This is a genomic window from Stenotrophomonas sp. 220_Sma (assembly GCF_056487375.1).
Genome location: NZ_CM151348.1, coordinates 2,081,282 through 2,095,485 on the forward strand (window position 1 = coordinate 2,081,282; position 14,204 = coordinate 2,095,485).

7 protein-coding genes are annotated in these 14,204 nt (G+C 65.1%); 5 read left to right on the plus strand and 2 right to left on the minus strand.

Annotated features, from left to right (window positions below; genetic code table 11):
• Nucleotides 1–103: 103 nt before the first annotated feature.
• The 4 genes from ACZLIB_RS09885 (at nt 104) to cueR (ending at nt 6,998) form a co-directional block, all read left to right on the plus strand.
• Nucleotides 104–661, plus strand: coding sequence for a hypothetical protein (locus ACZLIB_RS09885; protein ID WP_478469752.1), 558 nt, complete (start codon nt 104–106; stop codon nt 659–661).
• Between the two features lie 282 nt (nt 662–943).
• Nucleotides 944–3,901, plus strand: coding sequence for a TonB-dependent receptor plug domain-containing protein (locus ACZLIB_RS09890; protein WP_478469753.1), 2,958 nt, complete (start codon nt 944–946; stop codon nt 3,899–3,901).
• 128 nt (nt 3,902–4,029) lie between these two features.
• The gene (locus ACZLIB_RS09895; RefSeq protein ID WP_478469754.1) at nt 4,030–6,531 is read left to right on the plus strand and encodes a heavy metal translocating P-type ATPase; all 2,502 of its coding nucleotides are present in this window, start codon (nt 4,030–4,032) and stop codon (nt 6,529–6,531) included.
• Between the two features lie 11 nt (nt 6,532–6,542).
• Nucleotides 6,543–6,998 carry a Cu(I)-responsive transcriptional regulator gene (cueR, locus tag ACZLIB_RS09900; RefSeq protein WP_032129957.1) on the plus strand — a complete coding sequence of 152 codons (456 nt, stop codon included), beginning with the start codon at nt 6,543–6,545 and terminating at the stop codon, nt 6,996–6,998.
• An 80-nt stretch (nt 6,999–7,078) separates the two neighbouring features.
• On the opposite strand, the gene ACZLIB_RS09905 is transcribed toward cueR, so the two are convergent.
• Nucleotides 7,079–7,273 (minus strand): heavy-metal-associated domain-containing protein, encoded by a 195-nt coding sequence (locus tag ACZLIB_RS09905; protein WP_021204511.1) that lies wholly within the window; start codon nt 7,271–7,273, stop codon nt 7,079–7,081.
• 200 nt (nt 7,274–7,473) lie between these two features.
• A complete protein-coding gene (locus ACZLIB_RS09910; RefSeq protein ID WP_478469755.1) occupies nt 7,474–10,551 on the minus strand; it encodes a TonB-dependent receptor in 3,078 nt (1,025 codons plus the stop codon).
• Between the two features lie 1,178 nt (nt 10,552–11,729).
• Between ACZLIB_RS09910 and ACZLIB_RS09915 the strand changes: the two genes are divergently transcribed.
• Nucleotides 11,730–14,195, plus strand: coding sequence for a GH92 family glycosyl hydrolase (locus tag ACZLIB_RS09915; RefSeq protein WP_478469756.1), 2,466 nt, complete (start codon nt 11,730–11,732; stop codon nt 14,193–14,195).
• Nucleotides 14,196–14,204: the final 9 nt, after the last annotated feature.

Genomic DNA, 14,204 nt, shown 5'->3' on the forward strand with positions numbered 1-14,204 from the left:
GCGGCAAGTCACGGAAAGTAAACGTCATCTGCGTCTGCATATGGCGGAGCACGGTATCAATCCGGACAGTGTGGCCGACCATCCTTCGACCGCGAGCGCCCAGATGTTTCGACTGCTTCCGCTGCTCTCCTGTTTGCTTGCGCTCAGTGCGAGTGGCGACGAAGAGGTTTCGGCATCCGTGTGGCAGTGGCACGAAGCCAATGGCGAGGAAGGTCGGGAGATCCTGCCTATGCCCGGCGTGAAACTGGCGCCAGCCGCTCGGGGCGCATTCGTCGACAGGCGCATGCATGAAGTTGGGGGAAAGCGCTTTCGCGCGCTGTACCAGGTATTCGATTCAAACGCCGATAATCCGATGGGCCGTTGTGGCGCGGGGCGCGAGATCGAACTCTACGTCTACGAATTGATCCCGCCCAAGCCTGTCGAGCGGGGCAGGATACTGATCAGTAGTTGCCTTGAGACCGTGTCCCTGGCCAGCCAGAACTCGGGAAGTCCCGAAAGTGAGTCCGACTTTTCCTCGGTGGTCTGGCAGCACGACGGGTTCACCATCACGTGGTGGGGTGCCAGGCCTGACGGGAAGGCCTCAAGCCACTATGCACTCCGCAATGGCCGTTTTGTCCCGGCTCAATCGGACGAGAGAAGCCGCTGGGGGCGGACAAAATAGTTCCGCGCACGATTGTCGCGATCGTGTCATTGACGTGTGCGCCGTCTTCTCAGCGATGTTTCGCAACCCTTTGATTGTTCTGGATACCTGCAGCCGATAACGGCATTGCGCCACGTGTTGCTGCGTCGCCGCATGCCCGGCGCGGTTCAGCTGTGCTTTAGTTTGGATCGATCCACAGGGGAGGGCGCCGTATCGGTCTTGAACCGATCCAGGTGCCCGGATCAGCCGTAGTGCCGCGCCACCACCCGTCCGTGCGTCCACACTTTCGAAGAGCAACCACCCATGGCTCAGATCGTCCGCAAGCGTCGTCACCTGCTGTCCCAGGCCCTGGTCCTGGCCCTGTTGCCCCTGGCGGCCAGCGCGCAGGAGGCCGCCAGTTCGTCCACCAAGGATCTCGACGCGGTCACCGTCACCGGTTCGCGCATCAAGCGCGCCAGCGTTGAAGGCCCAGCGCCGGTCAACGTGATCACCGCCGCACAGATCCAGAAGGAAGGCTTTGTTAGCGTTTACGACGCACTGAAGACGCTCACTGAAGCCACCGGTACCGTCGAGGCGGCCTCGCAGTGGGGTTCGCACACGCCCAATGCCAGCGGCCTGAACCTGCGCGGGATGGGCCCGAACCGTTCGCTGCTGCTGGTCAACGGGCGTCGCGTAGCGGACTACCCGTTGCCCTACGGTGGCGAAACCAACTTCTCCAACTACGGGAACATTCCCGCTGCCGCGGTGGAGCGCATCGAAGTGCTGACCGGTGGTGCCTCGGCCATCTATGGCTCGGATGCGATCGCCGGCGTGGTCAACGTCATCCTGAAGACCAACTACGACGGCGACGAAGTACGCGTGCGCGGCGGCACCTCCACCGAAGGCGGTCGCGATACCTGGGATCTGTCCTGGGCCGGCGGCAAGACCGGCGACAACTGGAGCGTGACCTACGCGCTGCAGTACACCAAGCGCGATCCGCTGTTCGGCCGTGACCGCCCGCAGATGGACGATGCCGATGATGCGCCGTACCCGTCCTGGAACATGGAACAACGCAAGGTCGGCTTCCGTCCCACTGCCGGCCTGGCGCTGATCGATCCGACCACCGGCCAGCGCCTGGCGCCGCCCACCGGCACCTGCGAGAAGTTCGATGGCGAGTACTACACCGCCGATCGCCTGGTCTACAACTACGCCGCCAACACCATCACCAACACCGGCCGCCTGTGCGGCATGAGCGCCGACTACGCCAACTGGCTGCTCACCGGCGGTGCCGAGAACGTGTCCGGCAACCTGTATGCCACCTTCGATTTCAGCAATGACCTGCAGGCCTGGACCAACCTGGCGGTATACCGCTCCGAAGCGATCTGGGGCACCAATCCGCCCGGCGTGTCGCTGATCGACGATGACAACGGCTACTACTGGGATGCCAACCGCAACCGCCCGATCCTCGGCGTGCGCCAGTTCACCCCGAACGAGGTGGGCGGCCTGGATACGCTGCGTAACACCAACCGCGAACTGTCCTGGGACTGGAGTGCGGGCCTGCGTGGACGCCTGGCCGATCGCTTCGACTGGAGCGCCACGGTGGGGCGTTCCTATTACCGCGTGGAAGAACGGCAGAACGTGGTCGACAAGCAGAAGTCGTACGACTATTTCCTCGGCCCGAAGCTGGGCACTACCGCCGACGGCGAGGCGATCTATGCGTTGAACGAATCGCGCTGGTGGAACCCGCTGACGCCGGATCAGTACTGGCAGATGGGCACCGTGGCGAAGAACCGTGCGTCCTCATGGGTCAACCAGGCGTCGGCGGACATCACCGGCGAGCTGTTCCAGGGCTGGGCCGGCCCGATCTCGTTCGCGGCGGTGGCCGAAGTCGCGCAGCAGGGCTATCACCTCAGTCCGGATCCGCGCGCCGGCATCGACTTTGACCTGCAGAACGTCGATCGCGGTGGCGGCGAGCGCACCCGCTATTCGGCCGGCGTCGAGTTCAAGATCCCGCTGCTGGAAAGCGTGACCGCCACTGCGGCCGCGCGCTATGACCGCTATGGCAGCTACAAGGCTGACAACAGCGGCGAAGCGCTGGACATCGGCAGCCAGAAGGAGACCACCTGGAATGTCGGCCTGGAATGGCGCCCGGTGGAGTCGCTGCTGGTGCGTGGCTCCTATGCCACCAGCTTCCATGCGCCGGACATGCACTACCTGCTGGGCCAGCCGAGCAGCTCCGAAGTGCAGACCTATGACCGCCTGCGCTGCATCCAGAGCGGCGCGTACCTGGTCAACAACTGTGGCGTGGGCAATACCGATGTCTGGTACACGTTCGATGTGAACCGGCGTGGCACGCCGCTGCTGCGCTCGGAGACCGGTGATTCGTGGACGGTCGGTTTCGTCTGGGACGTGATGCCCAATCTCTCGGTCAGTGCCGACTACTGGGCAATCAAGCTGGAAGACATGATCGTCGACGTTGGCGCCGACGAGGTGCTGGCCAGCGAAGCGGGCTGCCTGACCGGCAAGAACATGGACGGTACGCCGTGGGCCAATCCGGCCGGTGGCGAGTATTGCGCTGGCATCCTGGCCCGCGTGAACCGTGACAGCAACGGCCGCCTGGTATCGATCGAGCGCGGCCCGTTCAACCTGGCCAGCCGCGAAGTGCGCGGCATCGACCTGGCCGCGCGCTATCGCCTGGAAACCGCGCAGTGGGGCAGCTTCCAGCTCGGCCTGAACTACACCAACCAGATCTCGACCAAGGAGCAGCGCTACGCCAACGATCCGAACCCGGAGCGTCGTGACCGTGACCTGCGCAGCAAGCTGCGCGCGAGCCTGGCCTGGCAGCGTGGCAACTGGAATGCCAACGTCTATGCCGATCGCATCGGTTCGGTGCCGGGCGTGCGCTACCACTGGGGCACCGATCGCCTGGACAATCCTGGCGGCTGCCTGCCGTTCGCCGATGGTTACGTGCCCAGCGACAGCCCGTCGCTCAACTGCCTGGAGCCGGCCACGCGTCCGGACGGCTCGCCGAATCCGAATCCCAACGCCGGCCAGCAGACGGCGCGCTACTACGGGCGGGTGGGGCCGTTCATCACCTGGAACTTCAACGTGGGCTACCAGGTGACCGAGCACGCCAAGGTCAACGTCTACGTCAACAACGCGTTCAACTCGGCCAGCTGGAACCACAAGGACCCGTACAAGCTGGACTACGATTTCGCCCCGACCCGCCTGCTCGGCGCGGTTGGCCGCGAGTTCGCGCTGGAATACGTGTTCACCTTCTGAGGTGGACGGCGGGCGGTACGCCGGGCATGGCCCGGCGCTACCGGCTGGACGGGGTGGCTGGATTTGACCTTCCCACGATGGCAAGGTTTAGCTTGTCCGCATCCAGAAGGAACCCCGGGAATCCGATCATGAGCACGCCCCGCGCCACTGCAGTCCCCGCAAGCCCGTCCACCATCAGCCTGCCCATCGAGGGCATGACCTGCGCCAGCTGCGTCGGCCGTGTCGAAGCGGCGCTGTCCAAGGTCGAGGGCGTCGGCAGTGTTTCGGTCAATCTGGCCACCGAGCGCGCGGATATCCGCGCGTCCGGTCCGGTCGATCGCGCCGCGCTGATCCAGGCGGTGGAGCGGGTGGGCTATGACGTGCCGGCCGGCACCATCGAGCTGGCAGTGGAAGGCATGACCTGTGCCTCCTGCGTCGGTCGCGTCGAGCGCGCGCTGCTGGCGGTACCGGGCGTCAGCCAGGCCAGCGTCAACCTGGCCACCGAACGCGCCACGGTGCGCGGCGTGGCCGCTGTGGATGCGCTGGTAGCGGCCATCGACAAGGTCGGTTATGCCGCCCATGCCATCGAAGCGGGCGTTCAGTCCGATGACGAAGCGGCGGAAAAGAAGGATGCCGAGCGCGCCGAACTGAAACGCGACCTGATCGTGGCCACCGCACTTGCACTTCCGGTGTTCGTGCTGGAAATGGGTTCGCACCTGATTCCCGGCATGCACGAATGGGTGATGGCCACCCTCGGCATGCAGACCAGCTGGTACCTGCAGTTCGTACTGACCCTGCTGGTGCTGGCCATTCCCGGCCGCCGTTTCTACCAGAAGGGTTTCCCGGCACTGCTGCGGCTGGCGCCGGACATGAACTCGCTGGTGGCGGTGGGTACCGCCGCAGCGTTCGGATACTCGGTGGTGGCGACCTTTGCACCGCGGTTGCTGCCGCCGGGCACGGTGAACGTCTACTACGAAGCAGCGGCGGTGATCGTCGCGCTGATCCTGCTCGGCCGCTTCCTTGAAGCGCGCGCGAAGGGCCGTACCTCGGAGGCGATCAAGCGCCTGGTCAACCTGCAGGCCAAGGTCGCGCATGTGATCCGTGACGGCCGCACGATCGAGATCCCGGTCAACGAGGTTCTGAGCGGCGATGTGGTGGAAGTGCGCCCGGGCGAGCGCGTGCCGGTCGATGGCGAGGTGATCGAGGGGCGCAGCTACATCGACGAGTCGATGATCAGTGGCGAACCGATTCCGGTCGAGAAGCAGCCGGGCAGCAGCGTGGTCGGCGGCACGGTCAACCAGAAAGGTGCACTGACCGTGCGTGCCACGGCGGTGGGCGCGCAGACCATGCTGGCGCAGATCATCCGCATGGTCGAACAGGCACAGGGCTCGAAGCTGCCGATCCAGGCGGTGGTCGACAAGGTCACCCTGTGGTTCGTGCCGGCGGTGATGCTGGCCGCACTGGCGACCTTCGCGGTCTGGTTGATCTTCGGCCCATCGCCGGCGTTGAGCTTCGCGCTGGTCAATGCGGTGGCGGTGCTGATCATTGCCTGCCCCTGCGCGATGGGCCTGGCTACGCCGACGTCGATCATGGTCGGAACCGGTCGTGGCGCCGAGATGGGCGTGCTGTTCCGCAAGGGTGAAGCGCTGCAGTTGCTGAAGGACGCGCAGGTGGTGGCGGTGGACAAGACCGGCACGCTGACCGAAGGCCGCCCGCGCCTGACCGACCTGGAGATCGCCGACGGCTTCGATCGCGCCACGGTACTGGCCGCGGTGGCTACCGTGGAGTCACGTTCGGAGCATCCGATCGCCCGTGCCATTGTCGATGCAGCCACCGAGCAGGGCCTCGCAGTGCCGGCCATGGTCGACTTCGAATCGGTCACCGGTATGGGTGTACGCGCCAGCGTGGAGGGTGCGCGTGTGGAGGTCGGCGCCGATCGTTTCATGCGCGATCTTGGCGTGGATATCACCGCGTTTGCAGCGCTGGCGGCCGAACTCGGCGCGCAGGGCAAGTCGCCGTTGTACGCGGCCATCGATGGACGCCTGGCAGCGATCATCGCAGTATCCGATCCGATCAAGCCGAGCACGCCGGCCGCGATCGCGGCACTGCACCAGCTGGGCCTGAAGGTGGCGATGATCACCGGCGACAATGCCGGCACCGCGCAGGCGATCGCACGCCAGCTGGGTATCGATGAAGTCGTTGCCGAGGTGCTGCCGGAAGGCAAGGTCGAAGCGGTGCGTCGCTTGAAGGCCACGCACGGCCAAGTCGCCTTCGTTGGTGACGGCATCAACGATGCGCCGGCGCTGGCCGAGGCCGATGTTGGCCTGGCGATCGGGACCGGCACCGATATCGCGGTGGAGTCGGCCGATGTGGTGCTGATGTCGGGCAACCTGCAGGGCGTGCCGAATGCCATCGCGCTTTCGAAGGCAACGCTGGGCAACATCCGGCAGAACCTGTTCTGGGCCTTCGCCTACAACACCGCACTGATTCCGGTGGCGGCCGGCGTGCTGTACCCGGTCTGGGGTGTGCTGCTCTCGCCGGTGTTCGCCGCCGGTGCGATGGCGCTGTCCAGCGTATTCGTGCTGGGCAACGCGCTGCGCCTGCGCCGCTTCCAGCCGCCGATGGCGGATGCCCCCGCTGCGAGCCACTGAAGGAGAACCGCATGAACATCGGTGAAGCCGCCAAGGCGTCCAGCGTTTCGGCGAAGATGATCCGCTACTACGAACAGATCGGCCTGATTCCTGCGGCCGATCGCACCGAGTCCGGCTACCGGGCATATTCGCAGGCGGACATCCACCGCCTGCGCTTCATTCGGCGGGCGCGCGATCTTGGCTTCCAGGTGGCCGAGATCACCGATCTGCTCGGCCTGTGGAACGACACCTCGCGGCACAGTGCCGACGTCAAGCATCTTGCCGAACAGCACATCGCCGACCTGGAGCAGCGTATCGAAAGCATGCGGCAGATGGCCGACACGCTGAAGTCGTTGATCAGCTGCTGTGCGGGCGATGAGCGCCCGGAATGCCCGATTCTGCAGCGGCTGGGCGAGGACGAAGAGACCCTGGCACCGCCGGAGACCGCGAAGACCGGTGCAGTACGGCGCCGCACGCACAAGCACTGACCTGGCGTTGCGTGCATGAAAAAGCCCGCCCGGTGCAGCTGCACCGGGCGGGCTTTTCGTTGCAGGCGCAGGGTAGGGGATCAGGCCGTGCGCGGCGGGAAGCCTGCATCGGTCAGCGCCGCCACGATCTGCGCTTCGCTGGCCGAGGTCTGCACCTGCACGCGACGGCTGGCCGGATCTGCCTGCACGCTGGCCTGCGGATCGACCAGCTCGATCGCCTTGGTCACGCTGCGTGCGCAGCCGCCGCAGGTCATGCCTTCCACGTGGAATTCCATCTGTAGCTCCTTCGGTGCTCTTGGGGTGGCGCCAGTGTGCACCTTCCAACATTGGCAGGGTCAAGCGCAGGGCTGAACCGAAGACAAAGCACCAATGAAAACGGCAGCCACCTGTACCAGCGTGGCTGCCGTGGAGGAACGTCCCCGCCAGGGCGGGGCGTGGGTTGCACCGGGGCAGGCCCGGGCAACCCGGTGTTGCCTTAGAACTTCCAGGTAGCGCCGAAGTACAGCTGGCGGCCTGCGTAGGTATTGGAGATCAGGCGTGCCTTGGTGTCGCTGCCCAGGTGAACGCGCTGCTCGGACTTGGTGGCATTGATCACCGAGGCGGTCAGGGTCCAGTCCGGGGTCAGGTTGTAGGCCACGTTCAGATCCAGCTGGTCATACGGCTCGGTGTAGACGGTGAGGCCATTGTTGAGCCCACCGACCACCTGGCCGCGACGGTTGAACGAGGCGCGCGCGAGGAACTTATCGTTCTCGTAGAAGACCGTCACGTTGGCCTGGTTCTTGGCGCTGCCGACCAGCGGCGAGGAGCCGATTTCCTGCCCGTCCAGAACAATCGAGGCCAGGTTGGTGTCGTTGTAGGTGTAGTTGGCCTGCACACCGAAGCCGAAATCGAAGGTGTACTGGCCATACAGCTCGACGCCCTGCGAGACACCATCGCGGCCATTGGCCTGGGTCTGGTAGCGCTGCACGTTCACCGCTTCACCGTTGATGACCATCGGCGTGTCGCGCACCACCGGCAGGGTGAAGTTGTCCACGTTCTTGCGGAACAGGCCGACGCCGGCGACCGCGCCCGGCTGGAAGTACCATTCCAGGCCCAGGTCGAACTGGGTGGCCTTGAACGGTTCCAGTTGCTTGTTGCTGCCCTGGCCGACCCAGCCTGCGGTCGATGCGCCACCGGCAACGCGGCGATCATTGACGTACTCCTCGCTGTAGTAGCTCAGTGCGCCCGGTGCTGCGATGTCGGTGTAGCCAGGGCGGGCGATCACCTTCGATGCGGCACCACGCAGCACCAGCGTGTCGGTGATGTCCCAGGCGATATTGAAACTCGGCAGCACGTCGGTGTAAGTACGATCCACGCCGATCAGGCTGTAGGTCTTGCTCTGCGCCAGGTCGTACGGCAGGCGCACGAAGCCGCTCTCGCAGCTGTAGGCCGGGTAGGCCGCAGCGGCTGGATCGGTGCACGCCATCGGCGCACCGGACGCGTTGTCCAGGAAGTAGTCGTTGAACTTCTCGATCGAGTCGGAGGACTGCGCGAACTGCTTGGTGCGCACCACGCGCACGCCGACGTTGCCGCGCAGGCGCTCGGTGCGGAAGTTGGCCTGGAAGTAGCCCGAGTAGATCTTTTCGTTGACGTTGTAGACGAAGTCTTCCTCGGTGCGGTTGTGCGAGCCGCCGTAGGTCTTGTTCAGATAGTCGATGTACGCCGGGTAGTTGATGCCCGGGAACACGTTGGCATTGAAGCCGCCGGCAATATTGCTGATCGGATTGGACAGGAAGAAACCGGGCTGCGCGTCGCCGGCAGTGGGGTCGCAACCTGCTTGGTAGCGGCCGTCCTTGTAGTCGGCGGGATCGCGGCCCTGGCAGGTCCAGTAGGTGTTGCCGGTGTTGCGATGGACCTTGCCATCGCGGTACTTGGCACCAAACTGGATGGAGTCCAGCCAGCCCGATTCAAACAGCTTGGTCACATCGGCCTGGAAGTAGTTCTGCTTGACCTCGGTGCGCTTCCACGACGAATCGGTCGAGCCGGTGTCGACTTCGGCGATGCCGTTCATCAGCTGCTGCTGCAGGTCGGGCGAGAAGGTGGCCGACGGCGTACCGGTCAGGTCCCAGGCGCTGTACAGGTTGCCCGACAGGTAATCGTTGCCGACCTTGCGGCGCGGCTTGGCCGACATCCGGAAGTTCATCGACGGACCACCTTCGGACCAGGTACGGCCGCCGGTGAACGAGGCCTTCCACAGCGGGCTGATGTCCCAGTCGATGGTCAGGTCAGCGGTCTGCGAGAGCGCCTTTTCCTTGCTGTAGCCACCGGTCAGCTGCGGCGTCGGAACCGTGCAGTCGTCCGGGCCCCAGCCGCCGGGCTTGAGGCCAGCGGCCTTGGCCTGGTCTTCGCTGCAGTAGTAGGTCTTTCCAGCCAGCTTTTCGAACTGGGCGCCGGTAACGGTGTTGCCGCTGGGATCGAAATCCAGGCCGTTGAGCAGGCGGCCGCCGGCCCAGTTTCCATCGCCGTTGAAGCGGGCCATGCTCCATTCCGGAATCTTCAGCATGTTCTGGGTGTAGTCACCCTGCAGCTCGAAGCGGAAGTAGTTGGCCGTCATCGTAACGTTGTCGACCGGCTTGAACTGGAAGGTCAGCTGGCCGCCCTTGCGTTCGCGCTTCTCTTCCTTCACCGCGAAGTTGACCGACGTCGGCATGAAGAAGTCGCTGTAGTTGCCGCCGGTCTGGTTGTTGAAGCCGGACTTGCCCCACCAGTAGTGGATGCCATCCTGCGCCTGCACGTTGCCATAGGCATCGCGCGCCTTGCCGGCGCCGTACCACTGGTAGTCCTCGGTGCTGGCTTCCATGGTACGGGTGGTGCGCTTCTGCTGCGTCACGCCGATCAGCACGCCGAAACGCTCGTCCTTGCTGTGCCACGAATACAGCGCGGAGGCCTGCGGGTCGATATCGTGGTGGGTATCGGAGGAGGTGCCCTCAAGCGTGACGAAGCCCGAGTTGGACTCCATGTCCAGCGGGCGACGGGTGTGCAGGATGACCGTGCCGCCGATGCCGCCTTCATCGATGCGTGCTTCCGGCGACTTGAACAGCTCGGCGCTGGACAGCATGTTCGACGGCAGCAGGGTGTAGTTGAACGAACGGGTGGCTTCGTCGTTGGTTTCCGACGTGGCCACGTAGTTGCCGTTCAACTGGGTCAGGGTCAGGTCGGGTGCCAGGCCACGCACGCTGACGCTCTTGCCTTCGCCGCCACTGCGGGTGATGACCACGCCGGGCACGCGCTGAAGAGCGTCGGCGACGTTCTTGTCGGGGAACTTGCCGACGTCTTCGGCGGTGATCACTTCGACCACGGCGTTGGCGTCGCGCTTCTGCTCAAGACTCTTTTCAATGGCGTAGCGGTAGCCGGTGACCTGGACGCTGTCCAGGTTGGTGGCTTCCTGCGAGCCGGTGGAAGCGGCCTGCTGCGCGGCGGCGCCAGCCGGAATGACGGCGGCGGCCAAGGCCAGCGCGATGGCCAGCGCCAGTGCGTCCTGGCCATGCGTACGTGTTGAATGCTTCATTCCCATCTCTCCCTCTCTCCTGGATTGATCCGGTGACGTGGCACGGACAACTTGAATCGATCTAATTTGAAGTGACATTGTCGCTATTGCCATGCAGTGGCAGTAGCACCGTGCGCGTGGCCTGGTACGTCCTGTTGCTGCTCCCCCAACTCCCGGCCATCGCAGTGTCGTTCTTGGATCGATCTAAGCGATGGGCGGGCGTTTTTTAGCATGGGTCGCCCGCGGGCGCATGCTGCTCCGCAATATGGTACTGGCGTGGCGAAGGCGTGACGGTTTGCTGAAATCAGTGAAATCGTTTTCGTGCGCAGGGGAGGGTGGGGCGGCAGGGCTGCGCCCTGCACCTGCGGTAGTGCCGGCCGCAGGCCGGCAACAGCCAAAGCCCCGGCAACAGCCAAAGCCAAAGCCAAAGCCAAAGCCAAAGCCAAAGCCAAAGCCAAAGCGGCTCTGGGTTTCTGCTGGTTTGGCGGGGCGGTGTGGGCTGGCAGGACACGCCGTAAACCCCCAGACCGGCCCAGCCGCTGGCGGCTGTGCGTTCGGGCGCTTGCGAAGCAGTGCTTCGCAAGCAAAGCGCCCTCACCCCTGGGGGCTCGATGGCGCCATCCATGGCGCCAACGGTCCTGCCAGCCCACACCGCCCGACCATTGACAGTTTGCCGGTGACGGTTGGATAGGTCCTGGAATCACCGGGATCATGTGGTCAGATCCGTTTTCCATTGGAAAACGGATCTGACTCCCGATTGATTTCGATATCTGATAGAGATTCATCCACGCACGGCGTGGATCTACAGATCGCGGGAATCTGTCGAAGGCGGGGTGGGTCCGGTTGCGGGGGCGTGAGCCGCATGGATGCGGCGACCGAGCTTACATGGACGTACTTGCAGCGGCCCCCGCAACCGGACCCACCCCGCCTCCCCACAGGAAATCAGCTTCTGCTGTTGGTGTTGCTGTTGCTCCAGCTCGGAGCGGGTGCAGGGCGCAGCCCTGCCGAACACCCCCTCTCATGCTGCGCCGCAGAATGCATTCGGCTGAACCTGCATGCTCTACTTGAATCGATCTAAATTCACGGTCTGGTGGGTCGGGCGTCATTCCAGGGGGAGCTTTCTGCCAGTCGTGGCGGGGCTCAGCGGAACGGTGCCGGACGGCCCCGGCCGTCTGCCTTCGCGTCATCGACTACAGGAACCCGACATGCGTCCAGTGCCGTCCGCTCCCGCCGTCCCATTGTCCTCGCGCCCGCTGCTGCGCCTGGCCTGCCTGCTCGCACTATCGTCAGTGCCGGTGCTGCTGCAGGCTGCACCGGCTGCGCTGGAGCGCGAGGTCAACACCTTCATCGGCAGCAAGGACGACGGCAACACGTTCCCGGGCGCGTCGGCACCGTTCGGCCTGATCCAGGTCAGCCCGATCGGCAGCCACTATTCGGGCTGGCGCTACGACGACGAGAAGATCCGCGGTTTCGGCCACTCCTTCATCTCCGGCGCAGGTTGCTGGGAGCAGGGTGGCCAGGTGTCGGTGCTGCCGGTGACCGGTTCGATCGGTCCCGGCGGCGATTTCGATACCGGCAACGCGAAGAAGTTTGACCACAAGGCCTATGCCGCGTCGTACACGCATGACGGCGAGATCGGCCAGGCGGGCTATTACAAGGTGCGGCTGACCAGCTACGGCGGCATCGATGCCGAGACCACCGCGCGTACGCGTGCCGCGGCCGAGCGCTACACCTTCAGCCAGCGCAGTGGCGATGGCCACGTGCTGGTCAACGTCGGCCAGGCCAATGAGCGCCACTCGGTGATCGGCAGCGTGGTTGATGTGGTCGGCGACCGCGTGGTGGAAGGCAAGCTGGTCACCAAGAGTTTCTGTGGTGGCCATCAGTACACCACCTGGTTCCGCATCGAGTTCGACCGCCCGTTCAAGGCACACGGTACCTGGGGCGAAGGCGGTGGCCTGCCGGGTGCGCGCCACAGCATGGAAGGCGAGCAGAAGCCGAACGGCGCCTGGCTTAGCTTCGACCTGGCCAAGGGCCAGTCGGTGACGGCGGTCAGCGCGATCTCGCATGTGGACGCCGAAGGCGCGCGCATCAATCTGCGCGCGGACGGCATGCAGGGTGGGGCGCTGCTCGGTTTCGACCGCATGCGCACACTGTCCCAGCAGGCGTGGCGTGAGCAGCTGGGTCGGGTGCGTGTGCAGGGCGGTACGTCCGATGACCGCACCGTGTTCTACAGTGCGGCCTACCACGCGCTGCTGCAGCCGATGACCGGCAACGATGCCGACGGCCGCTATCGCGGCTATGACGATGGCATCCACCGTGCCGATGGCTGGACCTATTACGAGTACTTCTCGCTGTGGGATACCTACCGCGCGCAGAACCAGTGGCTGGCACTGACCCGCCCGGACGTGGCGCGTGACATCGGCCGTACCCTGCTGGCGATCGACGAGCAGGGTGGCTGGCTGCCGCGCTGGGGCTATGCCAACTTCGAGACCAACATCATGACCGGCGATCCGGTCACGCCGTTCATGGTCGACCTGTGGCGCTTCGGTGCGCTCAAGGGCCGCGAATCACAGGCCTGGGACGCGCTGCGTCGCAATGCGTTCGGCACGCCGCCGCTGAACTCGCGCATGGCCGGCCGTTCCGGCAACCCGACCTACCTGGACAAGGGCTACGTGGTCTACGACCGCGCATTCCCATCCAAGGGCATGGACGTCGATCCGCACCACGGCGGTTCGGCCACCTTGGAATATGCGCTGGCCGACTGCGCGCTTTCGCAGATGGCCGATGGCCTCGGCCACGCGCAGGACGCGGCGACGCTGCGTGAGCGCGGCCGCAACTGGCGCAAGGTGTGGGACCCGCAGGTGCGCGATGCCGAGACCGGCTTCACCGGTTTCCCGCGCCCGCGTACCGAGGACGGCCAGTGGTACACGCCGGCCGATGGCCATTACAGCCCGCGCTCGCACCATGGTTTCCATGAGGGGACGGCGTGGCAGTACCAGTGGCTGGCGCAGCAGGACGTGCCGGGCCTGGTCGAAGCGATGGATGGCCGCGAACAGGCTGGCCGCCGCCTCGATGCCTTCTTCGCGATGGACGCGCTGCAGGCCGACCCGCTCAATGCGGCCCGCAAGGAGTGGGTGGTCGGGCCGTACAGCTACTACAACCAGTTCCGCTACAACCCGAACAACGAGCCGGACCTGCACTCGCCGTGGCTGTACACGCTGATCGGCCAGCCGTGGAAGACCGCCGCCGTGGTGCGTGCCGCGCAGCAGTTGTTCACCAATGCCCCGAATGGCGTGACCGGCAATGATGACCTCGGCACGATGTCGGCCTGGTACCTGTTCAGTGCCATCGGTGTGTATCCGGCGGTGCCGGGCAGCGGCCAGTTCCTGCTGCATACCCCGCGTTTCAGCAAGGTGGAAGTGGACATGGGCAATGGCCGCACCCTGCGCATCGACGCGCCGGGTGCCGATGGCCGCCGCCTGCAGTACGTGCAGGGTGTGAAGGTCGATGGCCAGGCGCATGCGCCGGTGTGGCTGGATTGGAACCAACTGCAGCAGGGCCCGCGCCTGCAGTTCGCGCTCGATGCGAAGGCGCCGGAGCAGGGCTGGGGCACGGCGGTGAAGGACCTGCCGGTGTCCTGGTGTGCGGCACCGGGGAGCCAGCTGCGCTGAGACGGACTG

Bases quoted from the DNA above. Each gene is read 5' to 3' on its own strand.
- ACZLIB_RS09885 (WP_478469752.1), top strand. From the start codon at position 104: ATGTTTCGACTGCTTCCGCTGCTCTCCTGTTTGCTTGCGCTCAGTGCG.
- ACZLIB_RS09890 (WP_478469753.1), top strand. From the start codon at position 944: ATGGCTCAGATCGTCCGCAAGCGTCGTCACCTGCTGTCCCAGGCCCTG.
- ACZLIB_RS09895 (WP_478469754.1), top strand. From the start codon at position 4,030: ATGAGCACGCCCCGCGCCACTGCAGTCCCCGCAAGCCCGTCCACCATC.
- cueR (WP_032129957.1), top strand. From the start codon at position 6,543: ATGAACATCGGTGAAGCCGCCAAGGCGTCCAGCGTTTCGGCGAAGATG.
- ACZLIB_RS09905 (WP_021204511.1), bottom strand. From the start codon at position 7,273: ATGGAATTCCACGTGGAAGGCATGACCTGCGGCGGCTGCGCACGCAGC.
- ACZLIB_RS09910 (WP_478469755.1), bottom strand. From the start codon at position 10,551: ATGGGAATGAAGCATTCAACACGTACGCATGGCCAGGACGCACTGGCG.
- ACZLIB_RS09915 (WP_478469756.1), top strand. From the start codon at position 11,730: ATGCGTCCAGTGCCGTCCGCTCCCGCCGTCCCATTGTCCTCGCGCCCG.